Annotated in this window: 17 protein-coding genes; 13 read left to right on the plus strand and 4 right to left on the minus strand. The window is 49.1% G+C overall.

Features of this window, described 5'->3' with window-relative positions; translation table 11 throughout:
* Positions 1-93 precede the first annotated feature (93 nt).
* On the minus strand, positions 94-3591 hold the full coding sequence (locus AC5YB1_RS07780) for a sensor histidine kinase (RefSeq protein ID WP_494521363.1): 3498 nt from the start codon (positions 3589-3591) through the stop codon (positions 94-96).
* A 352-nt stretch (positions 3592-3943) separates the two neighbouring features.
* Here AC5YB1_RS07780 and AC5YB1_RS07785 point away from each other — a divergent pair, with 352 nt between their 5' ends.
* The 9 genes from AC5YB1_RS07785 (at position 3944) to AC5YB1_RS07825 (ending at position 15725) form a co-directional block, all read left to right on the plus strand.
* Positions 3944-4984 (plus strand): DcaP family trimeric outer membrane transporter, encoded by a 1041-nt coding sequence (locus tag AC5YB1_RS07785; RefSeq protein ID WP_494521364.1) that lies wholly within the window; start codon positions 3944-3946, stop codon positions 4982-4984.
* Between the two features lie 155 nt (positions 4985-5139).
* Positions 5140-5937, plus strand: coding sequence for an ABC transporter ATP-binding protein (locus AC5YB1_RS07790; protein ID WP_494521365.1), 798 nt, complete (start codon positions 5140-5142; stop codon positions 5935-5937).
* Positions 5937-7898 carry a long-chain fatty acid--CoA ligase gene (locus AC5YB1_RS07795; protein ID WP_494521366.1) on the plus strand — a complete coding sequence of 654 codons (1962 nt, stop codon included), beginning with the start codon at positions 5937-5939 and terminating at the stop codon, positions 7896-7898. Before AC5YB1_RS07790 ends, AC5YB1_RS07795 begins: the two co-directional genes overlap by 1 nt.
* Entirely contained in the window at positions 7895-8788 is an 894-nt protein-coding gene (locus tag AC5YB1_RS07800; protein WP_110458633.1) for a branched-chain amino acid ABC transporter permease, read from the plus strand. The genes AC5YB1_RS07795 and AC5YB1_RS07800 overlap by 4 nt, the downstream gene beginning before the upstream one ends.
* Positions 8789-8845: 57 nt before the next feature.
* Positions 8846-9919 (plus strand): branched-chain amino acid ABC transporter permease, encoded by a 1074-nt coding sequence (locus tag AC5YB1_RS07805; protein ID WP_494521367.1) that lies wholly within the window; start codon positions 8846-8848, stop codon positions 9917-9919.
* Between the two features lie 186 nt (positions 9920-10105).
* Positions 10106-11350 (plus strand): ABC transporter substrate-binding protein, encoded by a 1245-nt coding sequence (locus AC5YB1_RS07810; protein ID WP_494521368.1) that lies wholly within the window; start codon positions 10106-10108, stop codon positions 11348-11350.
* Positions 11351-11416: 66 nt separating this feature from the next.
* Positions 11417-12235 (plus strand): ABC transporter ATP-binding protein, encoded by an 819-nt coding sequence (locus AC5YB1_RS07815; protein WP_110458636.1) that lies wholly within the window; start codon positions 11417-11419, stop codon positions 12233-12235.
* Positions 12236-12246: 11 nt separating this feature from the next.
* Positions 12247-13476, plus strand: a complete 1230-nt coding sequence (locus AC5YB1_RS07820) for a phenylacetate--CoA ligase family protein (RefSeq protein WP_494521369.1) — start codon at positions 12247-12249, stop codon at positions 13474-13476.
* 416 nt (positions 13477-13892) lie between these two features.
* Complete coding sequence (locus AC5YB1_RS07825) at positions 13893-15725, plus strand: S8 family serine peptidase (RefSeq protein WP_494521370.1); 1833 nt, start codon at positions 13893-13895, stop codon at positions 15723-15725.
* 98 nt (positions 15726-15823) lie between these two features.
* On the opposite strand, the gene AC5YB1_RS07830 is transcribed toward AC5YB1_RS07825, so the two are convergent.
* Positions 15824-17533, minus strand: a complete 1710-nt coding sequence (locus AC5YB1_RS07830) for a proline--tRNA ligase (protein ID WP_494521371.1) — start codon at positions 17531-17533, stop codon at positions 15824-15826.
* A 568-nt stretch (positions 17534-18101) separates the two neighbouring features.
* Between AC5YB1_RS07830 and AC5YB1_RS07835 the strand changes: the two genes are divergently transcribed.
* On the plus strand, positions 18102-18638 hold the full coding sequence (locus AC5YB1_RS07835; RefSeq protein ID WP_475514355.1) for a GNAT family N-acetyltransferase: 537 nt from the start codon (positions 18102-18104) through the stop codon (positions 18636-18638).
* Between the two features lie 523 nt (positions 18639-19161).
* Positions 19162-21033, plus strand: a complete 1872-nt coding sequence (locus tag AC5YB1_RS07840) for a methyl-accepting chemotaxis protein (RefSeq protein WP_494521372.1) — start codon at positions 19162-19164, stop codon at positions 21031-21033.
* Between the two features lie 213 nt (positions 21034-21246).
* Here AC5YB1_RS07840 and AC5YB1_RS07845 read toward each other — a convergent pair whose 3' ends face one another.
* Together AC5YB1_RS07845 and AC5YB1_RS07850 are read right to left on the minus strand one after the other, a co-directional pair.
* Entirely contained in the window at positions 21247-22986 is a 1740-nt protein-coding gene (locus AC5YB1_RS07845) for an AMP-binding protein (RefSeq protein ID WP_494521373.1), read from the minus strand.
* Positions 22987-23279: 293 nt separating this feature from the next.
* The gene (locus tag AC5YB1_RS07850; protein WP_494521374.1) at positions 23280-24074 is read right to left on the minus strand and encodes an SDR family NAD(P)-dependent oxidoreductase; all 795 of its coding nucleotides are present in this window, start codon (positions 24072-24074) and stop codon (positions 23280-23282) included.
* A gap of 203 nt (positions 24075-24277) precedes the next feature.
* Between AC5YB1_RS07850 and AC5YB1_RS07855 the strand changes: the two genes are divergently transcribed.
* Together AC5YB1_RS07855 and metA are read left to right on the plus strand one after the other, a co-directional pair.
* Positions 24278-24679, plus strand: coding sequence for a YbaY family lipoprotein (locus AC5YB1_RS07855; RefSeq protein ID WP_494521375.1), 402 nt, complete (start codon positions 24278-24280; stop codon positions 24677-24679).
* 122 nt (positions 24680-24801) lie between these two features.
* Positions 24802-25743 (plus strand): homoserine O-succinyltransferase MetA, encoded by a 942-nt coding sequence (metA, locus tag AC5YB1_RS07860; RefSeq protein ID WP_494521376.1) that lies wholly within the window; start codon positions 24802-24804, stop codon positions 25741-25743.
* The last annotated feature ends 163 nt before the right edge of the window (positions 25744-25906 follow it).

A 25906-nucleotide genomic window follows, 5' to 3' on the forward strand; every position in this document is an offset into this window, starting at 1 on the left:
TAATATGATTAAGCAGACTCCACCTCATCGATAGCCACTCTCTATTACTCGATTAAGCCGCTAGCCATGCCTAGTTGCGATGACAACTCGTTATTAAGGTTCTCGTTCGCCGGCGGCATAATTAGCCGATGTGGGCGCCGAGTAGTTATTGTGTAGGCTACTCGCCAGTGTGGCGCTCATCACCGCCCGCAGTGCGATGGGTTTAATGATTTTGCGTAGATACCCATAACCTAAGGCTTTGGCCTGCAATACCACGCTTTCATCTATGGTGGCGGTGATCAGCACTGCTGGCACCGGATGGGGTGACAGGGCTTGTAGCTGACTCATTAAATCCAAACCATTTTGGTTATCATCGAGTTGATAGTCCATCAATACAATATCGATATTGGCAGCATATTGCTTAAACAGCGCTTTGGCTCGCTCTGGCGTCGATGCCCCGTAGACTTGGCAGCGCCAGCCTGCCAGCAACTCTGTCATGCCATTGAGTACGTTAGGATCGTTATCGACCACCAAGACGTGCACCCCATTGAGAGTCAAAATATCTGCCTGAGTGGCAATTGTTGTACAGGGCTGAGCCGTGACCGTTTGCACCGCCAAACTGAAGATGCTGCCGCTGCCCACCTCGGACGATAAGGTCAGCTGATGTTGCAGTAACCCGGCTAATCCTTGTGCAATGTTTAAGCCTAACCCTAAACCGTTAACGCCATCATGCCCCGAATGCTGCAGGCGGGTGAACTGCTCAAAGATCATCGCCTGTTTGTCGGCTGGGATCCCTGGGCCATCGTCGACCACTTGCACTAATACGCCAGTTGCTTGCCTGCGACAACCCAGTACTATTTTACCATTCCCCGCGTAGCGAAACGCATTGCTGACCAGGTTTTGTAAGATGCGTCTGAGCAACACTTTATCACTGCGGATCCACACCGAGGTGTTAATCAACTTGAACTTAACCTTAGATGCCGCCGCCATGGCGCTAAACTCTTCTTTAAGCGAGTCCAGCACCTCTTGCAGGGCGAAGGCGGTAATTTCGGGCACTACCGTGCCACTTTCAATACGTGATACCTCATTAAGATCCAGTAGCAGTTCGTTAGCCACCTGCAGGGCATTGTCGATATAGCCTATCTGCTGTTTTTGTTTGGCACTGAGCTGACCATTTTGCACAAAGGCGGAGGAAAATAATCTGGCCGCCGACAGGGGCTGCAGGAGATCATGGCTGCACGCCTTGAGATATTGGCTTTTTTTCTGGTGAGCCTGCTCCACTTTTTGCAGCGCCTGAGCCAGCTCGGCGTTGGACTGGGCCAGCTGGGCGTTGGCTTGCTCCATCTTTTTGGTGCGCTCAGAGACTCGGGCCTCTAGATCGAGGTTTTTCTCTTTGAGCAGTTTTTCCGCTTCGCGATAGATAGTGATATCGGAAAAAATCATCACAAAACCACCATCGGGGATCGGATTGCCCTGAATGCGAATGGTCTTACCATCGGGCTGCTGGCGCTCTGTGCTGTGATGACTGCCTTGACGTAAAAAATCCAACCGCCGCTCTACCTGCTCATCGAGATTGGCAATGTAGCGTTTGCCCACGCTGAGGTTATATTCGATAAGTTGGCTCACCGGGCAACCTATGTAGATCAGGTCGTCCGGATAGTTAAACAGGTTCAAATAGTGTTGGTTCCAGGCCACTAACTTGAGATCTCTGTCGATCACCGAAATCCCTTCACTGGCATTTTCAATCGCGCTATGGAGTACCGAACGGCTAAACTCCATCCGATGGCTGGAGGCGACTTCCACCAACTGGGCCACATCTTCAATGGCAATATCGCGGCCATTGAGGGCATAAGAGAGCACTAAGCGCGCCGACGCTGACCCCATTACGCTGGCAAGCATGTTTTCGGTATAGAAAATCAGCGCCTGATTATGGGCGTTTTTATCGACAATAGGTTGGGGCTGACATGCAAAAAAATGGTAAAAGCCTTGGGCGGCCTTATCTTTGCCCACAAAGCGCGCCACTAAGAGTTCAAGCTCGGTCGGATTAACGTTTTTGGGCACCTCTTGCTGTAATTTATCCAGCTCTGGTCGCTCGATAAAGTGGCCGATTTGCATCTGCTCATGCACGCTTTGACGGGTAAAGGAAGACACCAACCAGATAGTCATGATATTGACAAACAAGCCCACTAAGGTCGCCATGGTCGTCATGGAGTAGTCGCTGCCAGCAAAGGGATGTGGATACAAGCCAAGCTGTGGCAGTAAGTTCAGTGTCAACCACAAGCTGAAGCCTGCACTTATCCCCACCAACACACCAATCAGGGTCACGCGGCGCCATAAAAATGCGGCAAAGAACGCCGGACCAATTTGCGCGATAGCGCCAAAAGCCACTTCTCCAAGTGAGGATAGGGTGTCGGGGGGGGCGATAAGGAACATGCCATAGCTCATAAATATCACCACTAATACCAGTGCTTTACGTATATTGAGCAGGTGTGAGCGAAATTTATGAAAGTCGTTGCTGTGGATATTATTGATCTTAAATAGGGTGGGAAACACCACCTCGTTACTGAGCATGGTACTCAGGGCGATGGTCGAGATGATCACCATAGAGCTGGCCGCCGAAATCGCCCCAAGAAAGCTAAACAAGCCTAACCAAAGATCGCCGTTAACCGTGGGTAAAAACAATACATAAGCATCACTTTGCAACGAATCGCCATAGAGAATATTGCCTGCCTGTCCCAGCGGGGTGGCAAAAAAAGCAAAGACCAACACATACAGCGGAAACGTCCAGCGGCTCCATAGCGCGTGTTTTTGCTCTTTTAGCTCCACAATCAACACCTGAAACTGGCGCGGCAGACACAAAAACGCTGACATCACGATAAACAGTAAGCCAAACATCGAAATAATATTGGGGTAGGCAAACTCGGTGGTGATAGGGGAGAGCGCGCTGGCCTGACGCCATATCTCTAGGGGCGACTCAAAGAGAAAAAAGGAGACAAAAATCCCGATGGTGAGATAAGCGATAAGCTTGACCAGAGATTCAAAGGCAATCGCCAGCATCATACCTGGGTGGCGCTCAGTGACATCGATGGCGCGCACGCCAAAGATAATGGTAAAACCGGCCAAGATTAAACTCACCACCAGACCCAACTGCCACGATGATAAGAGGTGGTCTTGGCGCAAAATTTCATAGGAGTTAACAATCGCTTTTTGCTGCAAGGCTATATAGGGCAGGGTGCCGAACAGGGCGACTAAGGTCACCACTACTGCCAATAGCGGCGATTTACCAAAGCGGGACGCGAGCAGGTCGGCAATCGAGGTGATATTGAGCCGCAAACAGACCCGTATCACCCGCTGAATAAAGGGCCAAGCGAAAATAAACAGTAAAATAGGCGCAATATACACAGGTAAGTAAGCAAACGAGTTGTTCGCCGCTTGCCCTGCAGTCCCCAGAAAGCCCCACGAGGTGCAGTACACCCCAAGAGACAGTGAATAGATAATCTTATGTTGCTGTTTAAACAGCTTATCGCGGTATTTGTCACCGATAAATGCCATCAAAAACAGCAAACCGATATAGCTGATGCTGATGGTCACTAAGAGCCAATTAGGAAACATGGTAGCGCTAAACCTATTGCGGCGCAGTGTTGTGGCTAGGCAGCCCACTGCTGTGATTGTTATGTAAATTAACTTATCACATTTTGTGCGATCTGCATCACATATAGGCTACCGACTTAAGTCTTAAGGGCTTGCTTAGTTTGCCCACTTGAGGGCAGTTGAGATGACACACACTTTTGTCTTACGACTTATGGGTTACCCCTTATTGGTTAATGCTTGCTGATTACGCCTTGGTGACTAAGTCCCATGGTGTAAGCCAAGGGATCTAAGCCCTGTGCATTAATACCTATTCCCAATTGAGCCTTCAAGGTTATATGTCCATCTTGGAGGCAGACTAAACAGGGGAAAAACGATGCTCACTTCAACCATAAAAAACATCACGCTTGCTACTTCACTCTGCCTCGTGGCGGGTTCTGCCGCTGCTGCATTTGACTTTGAGGTCGGCGACGAGGGCAAGTTGTCATTTGGCGGTTACCTAAAAGCCGATGCGCGTTACGTGTCTGGTGACGTTGCCTACCGCGACTTTTGGATAGGAGCGGGTCAGCCGCTCGCAGAAAGTGCGAATCAATTTAAGATTTTTGCTAACGAATCACGCTTTAACACCAAGTATGTCCATGGCGATGTGATGGGCTTTATTGAGATGGATTTTTATGGTGGTGGCGGTAGCGAGGTGGTATCGAATTCGGCTAATCCACGCCTGCGCCACGCCTTTATAAAATACAAAGGGCTGACGGCTGGGCAAACCTGGACCACCTTTATGAACACCAGTGCCATACCTGAAACGGCCGACTTTGCCGGTGCCACCATTGGTTTAGCGTTTGTGCGTCAGGGGCAGGTGCGTTACGACATGGGCAATTTCCAGGTGTCGATAGAAAATCCAGAGAGTGTCGGCGGCGATACGGCTAATGACGACTTGCCCGATGTGGTCGCGCGTTACAACCTTAAAGGCGACTGGGGTAATGTGTCGTTTTCGGCTCTAGGCCGCAACCTTAATACCACAACGGGTAACAGTGAGACCGCCTTTGGTGGCTCTATCGCCGGCGTGGTTAACACCTTTGGCAAAGATGATTTTCGCTTTCAGGTGCACCTAGGTGATGTGGGGCGTTATGTGGGCGTGGGCGCCGTGCAAGACTTAGTGGGCGAAGAGGTAGAAAGCACCACCTCGTATTTAGCGGCCTACCGTCATTACTGGACCGATACCCTCAGAAGTACCGTGCTTTATGGCTACCTAGAAACCGATGAAACCAATATTGAGCGCAGCCAATGGAGCGTTAATTTGTTCCAAAATCTCACGCCAGCACTAGCCATAGGTGTTGAGGTGGGCAATTTTGCCATGGATGAGCAAAACGTCGATTCAGACTACGTGCAACTGTCTATGCGCTACGCCCTCTAGACCCACCACTTGGCGAGGCGGCAATGTGCCCCTCGCCTTTTTGACATCAGTTTTGACACCACAATACAGCGCTACCAGTTAAGTGAGCTAGCGGGTTGAGATAAACCGCGCTGCGCTCAAGGCGAGATAAGCGTTTTTTTAAAAGGAGTATGGGTGTGACAGAGACCATTTTAAAAGTCGAGCAGATTTCACTGGCATTTGGTGGCGTTAAGGCGCTGACCGATGTCAGTTTTGAGGTCAATCGCGGCGCCGTTTTCTCCATCATTGGTCCAAATGGTGCGGGCAAGACCTCGATGCTTAACAGCATTTCAGGCCGTTATCGCCCGCAGCAGGGCTCGATTCATTTTGACGGCCAAGATGTGACCCACATGCGCCCTAACGATCGCGCCGACCTTGGCATTGGGCGCACCTTCCAAAACTTGGCGCTGTTTGGCCATATGTCGGTGCTCGACAACATCATGGTTGGGCGTCATCACCTGATGAAAAATAACTGGCTGACGGGCCCGCTGTACTGGGCATCGCCGGCACAAAAAGAGGAGCTGAGTCATCGTCGCCACGTCGAGGAGATCATCGACTTTCTCGACATCTCTCATGTGCGTAAATCTGTCGCAGGCACCTTGTCATACGGGCTGCGCAAACGGGTTGAATTGGCGCGCGCTATTGCACTCAATCCCAAGCTGATTTTGCTTGACGAGCCGATGGCAGGCATGAACCTGGAAGAGAAAGAGGATATGGCACGTTATATCCTCGACTTAAATGAAGAATTTGACATCACTGTGGTGATGATTGAGCACGATATGGGCGTGGTGATGGATATCTCCCACGAAGTGATGGTGCTCGATTTTGGTAAGCGGCTTATTTGTGGTCTCCCGGATGAGGTGATGGCCGACGAGCACGTAAGACAGGCTTATTTAGGGCTTGAAGACAATGAGCAATTAAAAGAGGTCGTCTAATGAGTAGGTCAAATCAAGCAGCGCAATCCTTTGATATGGGAAGCATGGATACCTTTCCCAAGATCTTGCGCCATAACGCCGCTAACTGGGGCGCCGACATCGCCATGCGTGAAAAAGAGTTTGGCATTTGGAGCGAGTTTAGCTGGCAAGATTATCACAATCGCGTCAAGTGGATGGCGCTCGCATTTAACCATTTAGGCATTACAGCCAACACCACCATTGCCCTACTGGGTGAAAACCGCCCCGAGTGGGTGTGGGGCGAGGTGGCCGCCCACGCCTTATGTTGTTACTCGCTGGGTATTTACCAAGACTCGATGCATGAAGAGGTGGCTTATCTGCTTAATCGCAGTAATGCCCAAGTGGTGGTGGCTGAAGATGAAGAGCAGTGCGATAAGTTACTCGAGCTGGGCGACCAGATCCCGTCGGTAAAATACATTGTCTATTGCGACCCAAGAGGCATGCGTAAATATGACGACCCACGCCTGATCAGTGTGGAAGAGATTTACCGCATTGGTCAGCAGGTGGATAACACCTCACCGCGCTATTATGACAACTTAGTCGATGCCGGAAAGGCCGACAACATCGCCATCTATTGCACCACATCGGGCACCACCTCTAAGCCGAAAATTGTGTTGCTGCAAGGCAGTAAATTTATCGACCATTGCTGCTCCTATTTACGTGCCGATCCTAGGGCACCGGGTGATAACTATGTGTCGGTTTTGCCGCTGCCGTGGATCATGGAGCAGGTATATGCTGTGGGGCAGGCATTAATTGCCCGGCAAATCGTCAATTTTGTGGAAGAGCAAGAGACCATGATGGCGGATCTGCGCGAGATAGGTCCTAGCTTTGTGCTGCTCGCTCCCCGTGTGTGGGAAGGCATTCTTGCCGATGTCAAAGCGCGCATGATGGACTCCACCCCCTTTAAGCAAAAGCTGTTTAACTTTGCCATGGCGCGCGCCGAACAACGGCTGACGCAGGGCAAACGTTCTCAGCTTGCCGATTGGTTGTTGATGAAGGCGCTGCGTGATCGTTTAGGGTTCTCGTTTTTAAAATCGGCAGCCACCGGCGGCGCCGCGATGGGGCCAGACACCTTTAAGTTTTTTCAAAGCATCGGCGTTCCGCTGCGTCAGCTCTATGGGCAAACCGAGATGTGTGGCGCTTACACTATTCATCAGCAAGATGATGTGGATTACGACAGCGTTGGGGTCGCCTTTGATACCGCCGAACTCAAAGTGATCAACACCGACAGTGAAGGGGTGGGTGAGGTTATCGCCAAAACCGTTGGCATGTTTAACGGGTATTTAGGCGACGATGAAGCTTATCTGGAAGATGTCAAAGATGGTTGGATGCACACCGGCGATGCTGGTTACTTCAAGCCATCGGGTCATTTGGTGGTGATTGACCGCATTAAAGATCTGGCTAAAACCAGTAACGGTATTCAGTACTCACCACAATATATCGAAAACAAACTCAAGTTCTCCTCCTTTATCGGTGAGGCGGTGATTTTGGGCAAAGATAAACCCTATTTGTCGGCGATATTGTGCATTCGTTTCAGTATTGTCGCCAAGTGGGCCGAGCAGCAAGGCTTGGCGTTTACCAACTACACCAACCTGTCGAGTTTGCCTGAGGTGTATGAGCAGCTCAGCCTTGAAGTGCAGCGGGTCAATGAAACCCTGCCAGATGCACAAAAAATCAATAAATTCATTTTGTTATATAAAGAACTCGATGCCGATGACGGTGAGCTCACCCGTACCCGTAAGGTGCGCCGTGGGGTGATCGCCGACAAGTATGGCGACATTATCGACTCGATTTATAACGATGAGCCCCATGTGGATATCGACACAGTGATCACCTTCCAAGATGGCACTCAGTCGCGGATTAAAACCCAACTTAAGGTCGCCACCGTGGTCGATGGCCCTACGGCTACCGATGCCAATGTCACGCAAAGGAGAGCATCATGAATTTCGAACTGTTATTACAACTGATCATTAACGGCCTGATAGTCGGCCTGTTGTATGGGGTTGTCGGCATGTGTTTTGTGTTGGTGTATAAGTCGACCCAAATCGTCAACTTTGCCCAAGGTGAGTTTTTGCTGGTGGGCGCGTGGGTCTGCTGGGCATTTTTAACCTACTTCCAGTTACCTTTTTTCTTAGGCTTTATATTAACCCTCTGTTTTATGGCCGCGTTTGGCGTGTTACTGCAGATGATAGTGCTGCGCCCCATGATTGGCGAACCGATAATTTCGGTGATCATGGTGACTATCGGCCTGTCGATTTTCTTCCAGTCGTTAACTAAATGGATTTTTGGGGTGTCGCCCCAGAGCTATCCGCAGGTGTTTGATACCCAGTCGGTGGCCATCTTTGGCCTCAATATCGAATTTGCCTACTTGATGAGTACTGTGATTGCGCTGCTGATCATGGTGAGCTTCTTTCTGTTCTTTAAATATTCTAAGCATGGGTTAGCCATGCGCGCCACCGCGTTTGATCAGCAGGTTGCACAAAGCCTAGGCATTTCGGTTAAGCAGGTCTTTGCCATGAGCTGGGGCATTGCCGCCACCGTATCGGCCACCGCAGGTGTGGTGATTGGCATGGTTAACGGGGTATCAGACTCACTCTCCTCTATCGGCATTAAGGTGTTTCCAGCGGTGATCTTGGGCGGGCTAGACTCCATTGTCGGTGCCATTGTCGGCGGCGTGGTGATTGGCGTGCTGGAAAACGTGGCCGAGTTCTTCGACAGCCAATATCTGCATATTGGTAACATGTACGACATCGCGCCTTTTTATGTGTTGCTTATCATCTTGTGGTTTAAACCTTACGGCCTATTTGGCACCCGTGATATTGAGCGGATCTAGAGGATAGCATTATGAATCAACTATTTGAGATTGACCTATTGGCCCAAGGAGTTTGTTATGTCTAGTTTGGCGATGCGCCCCTGTGGTGATTTCCGCACCAGTTATAAGGCGGATAACACCATTTTCGAAACCAGTACCATTCGATTAGTAACCATCATGGTGATCGCTCTGGCGTGTGCGGCACCGTTGGTGCTCGACGGTTACTTTTTAACCCTGTTTATTCAAATCTCCTATCTTGGTATTGCGGCCCTGGGGCTCAATATTCTGGTGGGCTTTACCGGACAGATCTCCTTAGGTCACGGCGCCTTTTTTGGCTTTGGTGCGTTTGCCTCGGCTTGGCTCAATACCAGTTTCAATATTCCTGTGGTGTTTTGTATCCCCTTGGCGGGTTTCTTAACCATGGCGGTTGGCATGATGTTTGGTATGCCGGCAGCGCGCATTAAGGGCTTGTACTTGGCTATCGCCACCTTGGCAGCGCAGTTCATTATTCAGGACTTCTTTGGCCGCGCCGAATGGTTTTCTGGCGGTGCGTCGGGGGCGATGGCTGCGCCAGTTAACCTGTTTGGTTTCGAATTTGATACCGACTTGAGCTTCTACTTTATCGCGCTGTTCGCCTTAGTGTTTATGTACATCTGGGGCTGTAACTTGATGCGAAGCCGTGATGGCCGCGCCTTTGTGGCGGTGCGCGACCATTATCTTTCTGCCGAGATCATGGGCGTTAAATTAAATAAATATCGTCTGTTGTCTTTTGGGATCTCCTCTTTTTATGCCGGCATTGGTGGCGCGCTATATGGCCACTATTTGGGTTATGTGTCGGCGGAAGGCTTTACCATTTTTATGTCGATTCAGTTTCTGGCCATGGTGATCATCGGCGGGCTAGGGTCGGTAAAAGGCACCTTAATGGGGGTGGTGTTTATGGTGTTACTGCCCGAAGTGCTCGAGAGCATGGTGGGGTTAATGAATTACACCCCGTGGGGTGACATCCCTATGGTGACCGACGGCCTTGCCTATATCAAAGAGATGGCCATTGGCTTGGTGATCATCTTGTTTTTGATTTTTGAACCGCAAGGTCTAGCCCATCGCTGGGGCCAAATTAAAAACTACTGGAAGTGCTATCCATTTGCTTACTAGTAGTGACGGTTTTACCTGTGTCCCGAGAGCGGACACAGCCGTTAACGGTGCTGGCGAGCAGCGTTAACAAGATACTCTTCTTAGCCTTTAAAGAAGCACGCAGTTTGACATGAGAACGGGCTTAGCCTAACCCACTTGGGGGCGGCAGCGTTCAACCTGATGGACCATTTTTGAAGGGAAATTATTATGTATAAGACACTATTACTTGGCTCAACATTGGCAGGAATGACCTTAGTCAGTGCGGGCGTGCAAGCCGAAGATTCGGTATTTGTTGGCCATCTTGCTGATATGTCAGGCCCCACAGCGTTTGTGGGCAAGCCTTACGCCGATGGCGTGCGTGATGCGCTGGCGTATATCAATGCCAATGGCGGTATCGACGGCACCACGCTGGAATATGAAACCATAGATTATGCTTACAAGGTGCCGCAGGCTATCGCCTCCTATAAAAAGTGGTTGTCGCGTGAAAATATGGTGGCGATGCAAGGCTGGGGCACGGCCGATACCGAAGCGTTGATCTCTTTTGCCGCTAAAGATGAACTGCCGATCTTCTCGGCTTCCTATTCGGGGCATCTCACCGATCCGCAAGGTAAAAACCCCAATACCAAAAAGCCTGCGCCGTATAACTTCTTCTATGGCGCGTCTTATTCTGATGCATGTCGTGGCTTGGTGCAGTGGGCCGCAGAGGATTGGCAAGCAAAAGGAGGGCAGGGCAAGCCAAAGTTCACCCACATTGGTGCCAACCATCCGTTCCCTAACGCCCCTAAAGAGGCGTGCGCCGAATACGCCACCGAGCTTGGCTTTGATGTACAGCCGCCGGTGGTGATCTCGATGAAACCCGGTGACTTTAAAGCGCAATGTTTAAGCCTTAAAAGTTCGGGGACCAATTATGGCTATATCGGCAACTTAGGCGGTTCGGTGCAGTCGTTAATCAAGTCGTGCGACACGGTCGGCACCGATATTCAGTTTATGTCTAATATTTGGGGCGGCGACAAGTTGGTATTTCAGGCGGCGGGTGAAGGGGTGAAAAACTATATCTTCCCTACCATGACCCCGTTTTGGGGCGATGAGGTACCGGGCATGGCGCTGGTTCGTGAGATCTCAAAAATGTCCGATGCTAGCGGTCAAGAACCTCGTCTACACCACTATATTCGCGGTGTTTGCTCCACCTACTTTATGAAAGAGTCGATGCAGTGGGCTAAGGCCAATGGCGGGATTACTGGGCCTAACGTTAAAAAAGGCATGTATGTGCAGCAAAACTGGGTGCCTAAAGGGCTTGAAGGCGTCTGCTTAGCGGCGACGTGGACACCTGATGATCACCGCGGCATTAATCAGGTCAACATCTACAAAGGCAACTATAACGGTGGAGACATTAAGGTTGAGAAGGTCAACCAAGTCACGCTTGAGCGCCGCGTTGATTGGTTAGGTTATTAATTACCCATTTCGGCCTAGCATGGTATTACAGCCTGCTAGGCCATCACCTATCGCCCTGGAGTTGTTATGACACAAGCAGTGCAGTTAAAGCCAGAAAGCCCCATTCTCTCTATTAATAATATCGAAGTGGTGTATGACGATGTCATTCAGGTGCTTCGCGGCGTCAGTATCGATGTGCCACAAGGCGAAATCGTCACCCTACTTGGCCCTAATGGCGCAGGTAAATCGACCACCTTGAAGGCGATATCTGGATTACTAAAGACCGAAAACGGTGAGGTGTCTCGTGGTGACATCCATTTTATGGGCGAGCGAATCGATACCCAAAACGCTTCGGATGTGGTGCGCTCAGGCCTATTTCAGGTGATGGAAGGTCGGCGGATCATTGAAGATATGAGCGTGATTGAAAATTTAAAGTTAGGCGCCTATACCCGTCATGACGGTCAAGTTAATCAAGACATTGAGATGGTGTTTAACTACTTTCCACGCCTAAAAGAGCGCACCGGGCTCGCCGGATACCTGTCGGGCGGCGAGCAGCAAATGCTGGCCATCGGCCGCGCGTTAATGGCGCGCCCTAAGATGATCTGTCTCGATGAACCCTCGATGGGCCTATCGCCACTGCTGGTTAAAGAGGTGTTTGGCATTATTGAGAAGATCAATCGCGAGCAGGGGATCACCATGCTGCTGGTAGAGCAAAATGCTAACTACGCCTTAAAGGCTGCCAATTACGGCTATATCATGGAGTCGGGCAAGATAGTGCTCGATGGCAGTAAGGCGCAGCTGCTCAATAACGAAGACGTAAAAGAGTTTTATCTGGGGGGCGGTAATGAAACCCGCAAAAGTTTTAAAAATTTAAAGTCGTATAAACGCCGTAAACGCTGGTTGTAACAGGAGCCGACATGAGCCATTTTTATCACCCACTGGAAGGGCAAAGCGCTACCGTTCGCGAAGACTACCTTATGTCGGCGCTGGCCGAGCAGCTGAGCTTTGCTAAAAATCACTGCAACTATTATGCGATGCGGTTAGCCGACATCGATGTTAGCCAAATCAATAGCCGGGCTGCGTTAGCGACGCTGCCCATCACCCGTAAGGCCGATCTGATTGAATTGCAGGCCGCGAAGCCGCCTTTTGCCGGCATGACCCCCACGCATCATCATGTGGGGCGTATATTTCAATCACCGGGCCCAATTCATGAGCCCGAATGTGATGGCCATGATTGGTGGCGCATGGGACAAGCGTTTTTTGCTGCGGGTTTTCGTCAGGGCGATCGGGTGCAAAATTGTCTCTCTTATCATTTAACTCCTGGCGGCTTTATGATGGACTCGGGTGCTAAGGCCTGTGGTTGCAGCGTGATCCCCGCCGGTCCCGGGCAGACAGAGCAGCAACTGGCCTTGATTGGCAGCTTAAAGCCCAATGGCTATTGCGGCACACCCTCATTTTTAAATATCTTGCTCGAAAAAGCTCAGCAGTTGGATGGCGATGTCTCGTCAATCACTAAGGCGCTGGTCTCTGGCGAGGCGTTAACGGCGCCGCTCAAAGCCCGCTTTGCCGAGGCGGGCATTACCGTTAAGCAGGCTTATGCGACTGCTGATCTGGGGCTTATCGCCTTTGAAAGTGTCAGCGATGACGGCTTAGTGGTCGCCGAAGATATTATTGTCGAAATTGTGCGCCCAGGTACGCAAACTCCTGTTGTCGATGGTGAAGTTGGCGAGGTGGTGGTCACCAGCTTTAATCGCGATTATCCGCTGATCCGCTTTGCCACCGGGGATTTGTCAGCCTTCATGGGTGGGGAAAGTCGCTGCGGGCGCACCAATATGCGCATTAAAGGCTGGATGGGCCGCGCCGATCAAACCTGTAAAGTGAAAGGCTTGTTTGTGCACCCAGAACAAGTTGAGCGTATTCGCCGTCGTCATAGCCAGCTTGCTAAAGTACGGCTAGTGATCGCGAGCAGTAACCACAACGATACTATGTGTTTACTGTGTGAAGTGGATGAGCCGCAGCGATCGCAACTGGATATTGCCGCCATTAGCGCCTCTATTCGAGCCGAAACCCAGCTCAGTGGCGAGGTGGTTTTGGTTGCCACAGGGACATTAGCCAATGATGGCGTGGTGATTGAGGATAAAAGATAGCGTTTTGATGTCGTGCTAAAAAGTAGTGCTTAGAATGAGCGATGATACTCAGTCGATTATGTACTTAAGTGTAATGCCTAGCCTTGAATGAGGCTGGGCATTTTTGTGTTTGTTTGAGTCGTGGCTGGTGGTTGGCTGATGGAGTTTTGTTTAGCTGATGCGATGGGTTTATTGTCAGCATAAGCAATCTTTCCAATAGCTAGGTGTAACCATTTGTTAACATTTACAGATCTCTAGCATAGGTCTACTATTTATTGATAATTCGTTTTACCTTAGTTTTTATGATAGGTGTTTCAAATTTACGTAGTCGTAAGTGCCGAAAACGGTTGTAAATAGCGTGAGATGTATCGTGGCGTTTGCAGGTGGATACTCGAGTAAGTAACTCTAAATATAAACAATATAATGGAGATAGCTTTATGAAGTTGACAAAATTAGCAAGTGCAGTGATGGCATTAAGTGTTGGCCTTTCAACCTCGGCAGTTGCTGATGATGAGCGTTACATCATCCAAGTAGAAAATGGAGGCAAGGGTGTTGTAAAGGCGCTTGCTAAGCAATTAGGGGCTCAGATCCACGTTGATGGCGATGGTTTTGTCGCTGCGACATTTACGGGCAGAGATTTAGCTCAAGTGAGAGGATTGTTCAATAATCCACATGTAAAATGGGTCGAAGTGGATCAACGTCGTTACCTTATGGGTTTTAGTGATGATGTGGGTGATCCTATGACCCAGCAATTGACTCCTTATGCTATTTATCAATCTCAAGCCGACCAGGTAAGCTTTAATGCTGCTGCCGGTATGAAGGTGTGTGTTATCGACTCGGGCTTAGATGCCTCTAATCCTGACTTCGTTTGGAATAATATCACCGGTGACAACGATTCCGGTACCGGCAACTGGAATGAAAATGGTGGCCCACATGGCACCCATGTTGCTGGAACCATAGGGGCTGCCGATAACAATATTGGTGTGTTGGGCATGGCGCCAGGGGTCGATATGCACATTATCAAGGTGTTTAATGCTACAGGCTGGGGCTACTCCTCAGATTTAGCCCATGCAACCAATTTATGTAGTGCCGCGGGAGCTAACATCATCAGTATGAGTTTAGGTGGCGGCGGTGCTAATGCGACCGAGTCGAATGCATTCCAAACATTTGTTGATGCTGGCGGTTTAGTCGTTGCTGCGGCCGGTAACGACGGTAATAATGTGCGTTCATATCCTGCGGGTTACTCATCTGTGATGATGGTGGGGGCTAACGATGCAAATAACAATATTGCCGATTTTTCACAATTCCCATCGTGTACATCGGGTCGTGGTAAGCGCGTGAGGACAGATGAAAACACCTGTGTAGAAGTGACTGCGGGTGGTGTGGATACGTTATCGACTTACCCTGCGAATATGGCGACAGCCTCTTATTTGTCGGCAGATGGTGTTGTTGTGGCGAGCAGCGCGATGGAGAACGCTGGGGCTGTCTCTGGTAATACTTACTTTATGGGGACGGCGCAAACGCCAGATCCCAGTGCCAACGGTAACATCTGTGTCATTGACCGTGGAGTGATCTCATTTCATGACAAAGTCGCGAACTGCGAAAGCTCGGGTGGTATCGGTGCGATCATTATTAACAACGAGCCCGGCATGTTATACGCCACATTAGGCACAGTTAATAACACCTCTATTGCTGCAGTCGGTGCAGCGCAAGAAGATAGGGCGGTGTTAGTTGCAGCCAATACGGCCAGCATCGATATTGGTGCTTCTGATTATGGGTTTATGAGTGGTACTTCTATGGCAACGCCTGCAGTATCGGGGATTGCTGCATTGGTATGGTCTAATCATAACCAATGTACAGGTAGTGAGATCCGTCAAGCGCTTAAAGCCACGGCACTTGATGCTGGCGCAACGGGTAAAGATGTTTACTTTGGATACGGTATAGTTCAAGCCGCTGCTGCGGATGCTTATCTAACGGCAAATGGTTGCGCCGGCGGTGGTAATGGCGGAGATAACGGCGGTGGCACTGGTGATTTCTCCATCTCTGCAACAAGTTATAAGAGTAAAGGTGTTAACAAGGTTGACTTAACCTTTAGCGGTGCAGCGGGTGCCAGTGTGGATGTTTATCGTGATGAGAGCTTGATTACAACAACGTCTGCGAGTACCACCTACACTGATACTATTAGTAGTAAGGGAGGCGGAAGCTACACTTATAAGGCATGTGATGCAGGCACTTCAACTTGCACTGCAGATGTGATTATTGTTTTCTGAGCCAGCTTTTTAAAAGCAGTTTTTAAAAACGCCTAGATCATTCTAGGCGTTTTTATTGGCTATTGATTGCTAATAATGCGAGCTAATTGTGCTCAATATCACTTAGCAGACTTAATAAAGTCGATGATTTGATCGAATGGAATATCTTGCTTTTCACCTGTGCGGCGGTTCTTATATTCGAATACACCGCTGTCGATGTTGCGATCGCCAATCACGATAACGTGTGGCAGACCGATAAGCTCCATATCGGCAAACATTACGCCAGGGCGCTCTTTACGGTCGTCAAACAGCACTTCGATACCGGCATCGTTAAGGTCTTGATATAGCTGCTCAGCCATATCCTTAACGCGGTGAGATTTGTGCATGTTCATTGGCAAGATGCCTACTTTGAACGGTGCAATCGCATCTGGCCAGATAATGCCGCGATCATCGTTGTTTTGCTCAATTGCCGCCGCCACCATGCGGCTTACGCCCACACCGTAACAACCCATCAGTAAGGTTTTTGACTTGCCGTTTTCGTCTAGTACGTTAGCGCCCATCGACTCTGAGTAGTTCGTACCTAACTGGAAGATATGACCCACTTCGATGCCGCGCAGTAGTCCGATAGTGCCCTTGCCACATGGGCTCGCTTCACCTTCGATGACGTTACGTAGGTCGGCAACGGGGGCTTCCGGTAGGTCGCGCTCCCAGTTAATGCCCACATAGTGCTTACCATCTTGGTTAGCGCCAGCGGCAAAATCACTCATGATGTTAACGCTGTGGTCAATATAGACTGGAATATTAAGCCCGACAGGACCTAGTGATCCAGGGCCTGCACCCAGTGCTTTGCGGATATCGGCTTCATCGGCCATCTCAAATGGAGCCAATACGGCGTCAAGCTTCTCAACTTTCACTTCGTTAAGCTCATGGTCGCCACGAATGATCACGGCAACTAACGGCGCTTCTTCGGTTGCACCTTTAACAATAATGGTCTTAACGGTTTTTTCGATAGCGATGCCGTGCTGTGAGACGAGTTCTTCAATGGTCTTAGCATTAGGCGTATCGATAATGCTCATTTCAACCGTTGCTGCGCCGCGTGGCTCAGTTGGGATTGGCGCTTCTGCTTTTTCGATGTTAGCGGCGTAATCACTCTCAGTTGAGTAAGCTATTAAGTCTTCACCGCTGTTGGCTAATACGTGGAACTCATGTGACATGCTGCCACCGATAGAGCCGGTATCAGCAAGTACTGGGCGGAAAGCCAGACCCATACGGCCTAGGATGTTGCTATAGGCGGTGTACATCGCCTCATAGGTTTCATCCATGGTTTGTTGGTCTAAATGGAAAGAGTAAGCGTCTTTCATCAAGAATTCACGCGAGCGCATCACACCAAAACGTGGACGTACTTCATCGCGGAATTTAGTTTGAATTTGGTAAAGGTTAAGTGGTAACTGCTTGTATGAGTTAACTTCTTTACGAACGATGTCGGTGATCACTTCTTCATGGGTCGGGCCTAAGACGAAGTCACGGTTGTGACGGTCTTGAAAGCGCAATAGCTCAGGACCAAATTTTTCCCAACGACCGGTTTCAACCCACAGATCAGCCGGTTGTACCATGGGCATTAAGATCTCAACAGCACCTGCATTGTTCATCTCTTCACGCACAATCGCTTCAATCTTACGCAGTACACGTAAGCCTGTCGGCAACCAGCTGTAAAGACCTGATGCGTTACGACGGATCATTCCCGCACGTAGCATTAATTGATGACTTACCACCTCAGCGTTTGCTGGGGTCTCTTTTTGTGTTGACAGCAGGTACTTGCTAACTCGCATTGCCAATATCCAGTTATGTAGTGAAATAGGTCGACATTTTAGCACCCTGTGTGTTGATGTCACCTAGTTTGTTTGAGCACTGGCAGCGAAAACGGGCTGGTTGTGAATGATTGGCTTAATTTGATCATTAACCGTCGTTAGAGTGCTTTTTTGCGGTTGTTTTGTTGTTCCTACTTTAACCGACGTTATTTGCGTATAACAGCTATCTGTAATGAGTCAGTCGCGATTTGAGTCATGCCGTGTTTAGAAAAGCATGTTTGTGCTGTAGATTTGTGAAGCCCAATAAGGGATAGTCGTTAGTGGTATTGGCCTCGAGTCTTACGGGCATATCAAGCTGCTCGCGGCTCTTTTTATGGCAAATTTAAATAAACCCAGAGTTAGGTGATTTTTAAGTGTGTATTTGACATCAGTCGGTTAACCTGTGTTGATAAAATATCACGCATTCTATTTGCCTTAATTTCTCTAAATATTAGTAGCATCTTGCTAATAGTGCGTCTTGCTAGGTTATTCATTGCGGTGATAGAGACCTATATTAACTCATGCTTAACTATAAAAAGGATACTGAGTTTTGGACATTCGATTAGCGACCAGTGACGATTTACCGCGTTTTTTTGTTTATCTGGCCAAGCAACTTAAAGAGAATGGCGCCGATGACAGTGTGCCATTTCTACCATTGTCGGTGGCCGAGTCGCAGCTTAATGATGAGATGCGTGCCCGTTTCACACAAGGAATAGACAAGCCGTTGCAACAAGGTGGTTGGCGTCGTCTGTTGTTGGCTTTTGATAATGAGCAGGTTGTGGGGCATATCGATATTCGTCCTCATCAAGAGCCGCATACGCCGCATCGAGTGTTACTCGGCATGGGCGTCGATAAGTCGTGTCGTGGACAGGGGCTTGGTAGCCAATTACTTAATAGCATGTTTGTGTGGGCGGCGCTGCACACCGACTGTGAGGTGATTGATTTATGGTTGCTGACGGAGAATCAGTCTGCTTACAAACTGTATCAACGTCATGACTTTATTCAATGTGCGCAGATTAATGATATGTATCGCATCGATGGTCGCTCTCTTGGGTATACCATGATGTCGCGCCGCATCTGTAGTTAACTCGGTGTTGGTCATGGGGGACAATGATGGACACATTGTATGATAATTGACTGCGTTTTCCCTTGGATGCTGAATGGTAAAAATAGCACTAATGTGCCTATTCATGCTGTTTGTCGCCATTATTGCACATCATTGGCCAACGCCTGATAACCCATTAATGAGCATCGTTAGCCAAGATCTGTTTAATGAAAATAGGCTAGCAACGGCAAGTTTAATCAAGTGTTGCTCTGTGCAGTATTTGCTTTACATTTTCGCCCCATCCAACCCAATCAATTTACATCTCTAGTGTTTTCCACTGATTTTTTCGTCAAGAGTAAATTAAACTTGTACTACCAGTGTTAAAATGACGTGGGTTTCGCTATAAAATAGTGTTTTTTTCTTTTGTTGTTTTATTACGTGTGCGAGAATGCCCGCCAAGATTGAGGTGGTTTTTCAGTCTCTAATCGCACACTAAATTTAGCGACTAAATGGCTTTATTTATCCCTGTCCCTTAGTTTCATTAAACATCAGATTAGCATCCAATATGAATTCATATTCACTCAAGAAAAAAATATTGTTATCGGTTGTACTTGCCCTTGCGGTTGTTATTGCACTGCTATCATGGCGCAGCTATTCCACCCAAAAAGCCTTGTTACTGCAAAGCAGTGTCGCTCAGGTGAGTGAATCTGGCGAGCAACAGGCGATGCGCATTAAAGAGTGGTTAGCCGATCGTCAACGTGTCATCGCATCGGTCGCGACGAAAGTTGAGGGCGATACGCTAAATGCGCTGCAACAAGCACAAGCCTCTGGCGATTTTCAGTTAACCTATTTTGGCAGTAACACTGGTGTCATGGTTGACTCCGATCCGAGTATCGACCGCACAGGGTACGATCCTCGCGCTCGTCCTTGGTATGAGCAAGCGCAACAAGCGCGCGGCGCCATTATTACCAAGCCATATTTAGATGTGGCCTTCAATGTATTAGTGGTAACCATAGCCCAGCCGACACGCAATGGTGTTGTAGGGGGCGATGTATCGATTGCCAGCTTGGTCGAAAGTGTCAACAATATGTCACTGCCGGCCAACGGTTACGCCATCATGATGCACAAAGATGGCACTGTGATAGCCCATAAAGATCCCAGTAAGTTGATGGACAAGGTGACAGATGTCGATGATGAGTTGAGTCAGCGCTTGTCTGAAATGAGTCGTCAAACAGGGCAATTAGCGCCCGCCTATTTTGAGGCTGAAGGACGCGATAAACTGCTTTGGGCTGTTGAGATCCCCACTACCGATTGGCAGTTGGTGTTTGTTCTCGATAAAGAGACGTTAGAAGCCCCATTGAGCAACTTGATGCTAACTCAGTTAGGTTTAGCTGCACTAGCCTTAATCATCAGTGTGTTAGCTATTTCTTGGCTATTAAGTCTGTTACTGGGGCCATTAAGCCGCGTATCACAAGCGCTGTCACGTATTGCCGATGGTAATGGTGATTTAACCCAGCGCATCGAGGTGGACAGCCAAGATGAAGTGGGCGTTCTGGCCGACAGCTTTAACCGTTTTGTCAGTAGTCAGCATGAGCTAATCAGTCATATTCGTCAGCTCGCTATTGAGCTTGATGCTGACGCCGAGCAGAGCTTAGTCACTAACCAATCGAGTGTCGATGAGCTGCAACGCCAGCAGCAAGAAGTGTCTATGGTCGCCACGGCGGTCACCGAAATGTCGAGCGCGACTCATGAAATTGCCGCCAATGCTGAAAGTACCGCCGCCGCGGCGCAGCAGTCGGCGCAAAGCAGTACTCAGGGTAAAGGGTTGGTGGATCAAACCCGCACAACCATTAATGCACTGGCATCAGAAGTTGACGAGGCAACCACTGTGATTGGTGAGTTAAGTCGACACGCTCAAGCGATTTCAAGCATCTTAACCACGATTCAAGGGATCGCAGAGCAGACCAACTTATTGGCGTTAAATGCGGCGATTGAAGCGGCGCGCGCTGGTGAGCAAGGGCGAGGTTTTGCGGTAGTGGCTGACGAAGTGCGGGTGTTATCTCGCCGTACCCAAGATTCTACCGAAGAGATCTATACCACAATCGAAACCTTACAAAATACCACCAAGCAGGCGGTTAGTTTGATGGACAGCAGTAAGGGACTGGCCAATAACAGTGTCAATGATGTTAATGCGGCCGCGCAAGCACTTGAGGAGATCACTCAAGCGGTGAATGTGATTTCTGATATGGCAGGCCAAATTGCCACTGCCGCAGAAGAGCAGACGCAGGTGACCAACGAGATCACTCAAAATACGGTTGCGATAAAAGATGTTACCGATGAGATCACCTCATCAGCCAGAACCCATTTAACTCAGGCAAAAATACTCAAAGATCGGGCAACCGATTTGAGCGAGAAGGTCGCGACGTTTATTTTGTAAGCGTCAGACGACATGTCATCAATGGGGTTGCCAACGAGCGTCCGGGCATAACCTAAAAAAGCCAACCTGCATGCAGGTTGGCTTTTTGTTTGGTCGCTATTTTTACGCATACCGCTAAGGTTTAGTCTTCGTTTTAGTCTTAGTCAGCTTGCCTTGCTCTTTGAGTGACTGATGAACCTTGCCTGCAACTTAATACACGGCTATCCATCAGGCTTAGGCGCAGCTTACCGACTCACGGTTAATGTCTTGATAGAGTTCTTGATACATGAGTTCACGCATTTTGAACTTCTGGATTTTCCCCGTCACTGTCATTGGGTATTGCTCGACAAATTTGATGTACCTTGGCACCTTGAAGTAGGCTATTTTCTCGGTTAAGAAATGGCGGATCGCCGCCTCATCAATTTGAGCGCGTGGCTGCACTTTAATCCACACGCACACCTCTTCACCGTATTTGTCACTTTGCACCCCAAATACGGCCGCATCTTGTACATCGGGATGACTATAAAGCTTCTCTTCAATTTCGCGCGGGTAGATATTTTCGCCGCCGCGAATGATCATATCTTTAATCCGCCCGACAATTTTAACGTATCCTTCGCTGTCCATTTCGCCAATATCGCCAGAGTGTAACCAACCGTCATTGTCTATGGTGGCCGCGGTTTTTTCAGCATCATTCCAATAACACTGCATCACCCCGTAGCCGCGGCTGCACACTTCACCAGGCTGGCCTATAGGCACGAGTTCGCCAAATTCGTCGACTATTTTAACCTGAGTATGGGCCAGAGCGCGGCCTACCGTGGTGACCCGCTTCTCTACCGAAGAGTCGATTTCGGTCATGTTGTTAATTGGGCTGCATTCGGTTTGGCCGTAACCAATAAGCACTTGCTCCATATACATCAGGCTTTGTACTCGGCGCATCACCTCTTCGGGGCAGGTGGCGCCAGCCATGACGCCGGTGCGCAGCGAACTTAAATCAAACTGATTAAATTCTGGGTGCTCAAGCTGAGCGATAAACATGGTCGGTACCCCATGCAGGGCGGTGCACTTTTCTGCTTCAACCACCTGCAAGGTGGTGAGCGGATCGAATGAGTCGCTTGGAAATATCGCCGCCGCACCTTTGCTGATGCACGATAAGTTACCCAGCACCATCCCAAAACAGTGATATAAGGGCACTGGGATGCACAACTTGTCATCGGCGCTCAGCTGCATGGCGTTAGCCACCAAGAGGCCATTGTTGAGAATATTATGATGACTCAAGGTCGCGCCTTTAGGATTGCCAGTGGTGCCTGAGGTAAATTGAATATTAATGGCATCAAAGGGCGAGAGCCCTTGCGCGACGGCATTGAGTTGTATCTTGTCAGCGCTGCTCAGTGGGCGCTTAACGTGGTCGAAATTGAGCATGCCGGGGGAGGCGTCGTGCCCCATGCGGATCACACATTCTAACGAGGGTAACTGCGCCGCGGTGAGTTGCCCCGGTTGACAGTCGTGTAACTCGGGCGCTAATTGATACAGCATCTCGAGGTAGTTACTCGACTTAAATTTTTCGGCGCAGATAATCGCGCGGCAGCCGACATTATTGAGGGCATACTGCAGCTCTTCGGGGCGATAGGCAGGATTGATGCACACCATAATGGCGCCAATTTTGGCGGTGGCAAATTGGGTTAAACACCATTCAATATTATTGGGTGACCAGATACCAACGCGATCGCCTGGTTGGATACCGATAGCCAGCAGGCCAGCCGCCAATTCATCTATCTGTGCTTGATATTCTTGGTAACTCCAGCGGATCCCTTGGTGATGCATCACAATAGCGAGTTTATCCGGGTAACGCTTTACTATGTCATCGAAATAGTGGCCTATGGTGCGCTCTATTAACGGCGAGCTAGTGTGGCCGTCATATTGGCTGAGGGTAAGCGGAAAAGTGTTGTTGTTTGCAAATGTCGGTACGGCAGACATGAGGCCTCCATGCATAACAGTGTTCTGAGTGATGTAGGTCAACACACTACCCAATGCTGGTAAGACGCCACAAGCACATTGTGGCATTTATAGACTAAAGCACTAATAGCCTGTTAGGTGATAAATAGGGCTGCAGCTTAGTGGTAAGGTGGCGATAAAATGACCTATCAACAAGGCGTTGAATTTTGGAATATACACCCCAATTTACCTGCCGATAGGGATTATGAGGCAGTGATAAGCGCGTAGCTTGACTCTCCGATGACTTAAGTTCGCATCGGCGAGCCAAGGTGAAATTACTCTGGCGTGTCCTGCTGATCGCGGGTGGCTTTTTGGGCTGATTTTTCAGCTAGGCGCTGCGCTTTAGTGCGCCAGTGGCGGGTGTTATAAATAAATTCAGGCAGTAACTTAGTGAGCCAGGCGACCAGACGCCAGCGCTTAGTGATATAAGCTTTACGTTTGGCCGATTGCATCGCCTTTATCACCTGCCGAGCCACTTCATCCGGAGGCGAGAGCCATAAGCGACTGCGTTGCAGGGCGGCTTTATCGAGCAGTCCCAGTTGCAGATCGGTGATGGTAATGGGCAATTTGAGTCGCTGAGCATGCATACTCAGCCCTTCAAGGTAGTTGCTGGCGTAGGCTTTTGAGGCATGGTAAGCCACACTGGGGCCGCCGCGCAGGCCTGCGATAGAATTGATCGCCGCGAGCTGACCATAACCTTGTTCGGTAAACAGCCTAAAGGCAGTATTACAGACGGCGCTAAAGCCTTGTACATTGACGGTAATAATGTCGGCTTCAGGTTGCCAAGGCAGGGTGGGATCATAGCTATTGAGCCCTGTGTTGACTAATACTAAGTGTACGCTGTCAAGTTGCTGCCAGAGGGTTTCTAGGGTGGTAATGATGGCCGCGGGTTGATCAATTTGCAGCGCCTCAACCCTGACCTTGGTCGGTAAGGATTGCGCAAATTCATTAATTGAGTCAGGATCTTGAGCCAGTAGGACGAGTTCAACATCTTGTTTGGCAAGTTGTTTGGCTATTTCTTGGCTGAGTAGTGAGCTTGCGCCCACAATAATGGCAGTAGCTTGGGTCATTAGGCTATTTCGCAACAAATGGTCGTTCCATGATATGAAGATATCGATCCTAGAACAAGGTGTATCACTTAAGTGAATGACACAAACATGGGTGCTTTCACAATTCTTGGTAAGATAACTGCTTGTGAGATCAGTTATTTGTTGCAATTGAGGTTAGACATATAGACATCCAGATGTCTTGATGTATTATAAGGAGCTAGATAATGAACAAATGGTTAAAACCGCTGTTACCTGTGGTCATGGCGGCCAGTGTGCTTAGTGGCTGTGCGACGCCTAATGCCAGTGTCGAAATTCAAGGTGAAGTGTGGTTTAGAGAGCGTATCGCGCTACCTAGCGATGCGGTATTAACGGTGCAGGTGAAAGATGTCTCTAAGATGGATGCACCCGCGGTGGTATTAGCGGAATTGCAGCGCAGTGATATTACCACTCCAGCACCGTTTCAGTTTGTGATCCCAAGTGATCAGTTTGAGCCTGGGCATACTTATGCCGTCGGGGCGAAAATTAGTCATAACGATCAGCTGATGTTCATTAATACTCAGGCGTATCCTATCGATCTTGGCTCACAAGAACCCATTTCGGTATTGGTACAGCAGGTCGGCCGATAATCCTGAATGTTTGTTCAGTGCCATAAACTTTGGCACTGACAAAGCGCTAAACAGCCGTTATCGCGCCGATTTCATTATTGTGCACCTTTAAGTGTGCTTAACAAGATTGAAAGAGGCGCGCTATGCCGGTAAAAATTCCTGATAATCTGCCAGCGGCAGAGATCCTTGAATCAGAAAATATTTTCGTCATGTCTGAAACCCGGGCGGCGAATCAAGATATCAGACCCATGAAGGTGCTGATCTTAAATCTGATGCCCAACAAAATTGAAACCGAAACCCAACTGCTGCGCCTGCTGGGCAATACGCCGCTACAAGTCGATGTCGATCTGCTGCGTATTCATGACAAAGCGTCCAAGCATACTTCTATCGATCATATGAATAACTTTTATCGTGATTTTGAAGATGTGCGCCATAAAAATTACGATGGCTTAATCATTACCGGTGCCCCCCTTGGGCAGGTAGAGTTTGAAGATGTTATCTACTGGGAACATATTTGCGAGATCATCGACTGGTCTCAAGCTCATGTTACCTCGGTATTGTTTTTATGTTGGGCCGCCCATGCTGCGCTCTATCATCTATATGGTTTACAACGCCAATTGCTGGATAGAAAACGCTCTGGGGTATTTTGTCACCAACGTACGTCGATTCATTTTCCGCTGCTGCGCGGCTTCGATGAGGAGTTTTTTGCGCCCCATTCGCGCTTTGCCGAGATGAATGTTGAGCAATTAAAGCAACATCCTGAGTTGCAAGTGCTGACCGAATCGGATGAGGCGGGCGCCTATATGGTGCTCAGTCGCAGTAACCGTAATCTGTTTGTGATGGGCCACCCCGAATACCAAAAGTCGACCTTGAATGAGGAGTATCAGCGCGATTTAAACGCTGGACTTAATCCCGACATTCCGCAAAATTATTATCGCGGCGACGATCCTAGCCAAGAGCCCGTCGCTCGCTGGCATGGTCACGGTAGTCTACTGGTGAGTAATTGGCTTAACTACTATGTTTATCAGCTAACCCCCTACAATCTTGAAGATATGAGTGGCATTACGCCATGGGAATCAAGGTAAGCGTGATGACGGCCTCGATAGCAGGAGTTTGTCTGGGCGCGTATTTTGTCATTAACACTTGCCAATGCGGCTCAGAGTTATGGCTGGATTAATAGGCCAGCATGGCGGTTGACCTCGCCATTTTTAGGCGGCAACTTTCTCGTTACTGTGCTTGAGACTCAAG

The organism is Shewanella sp. 433, assembly GCF_059338565.1.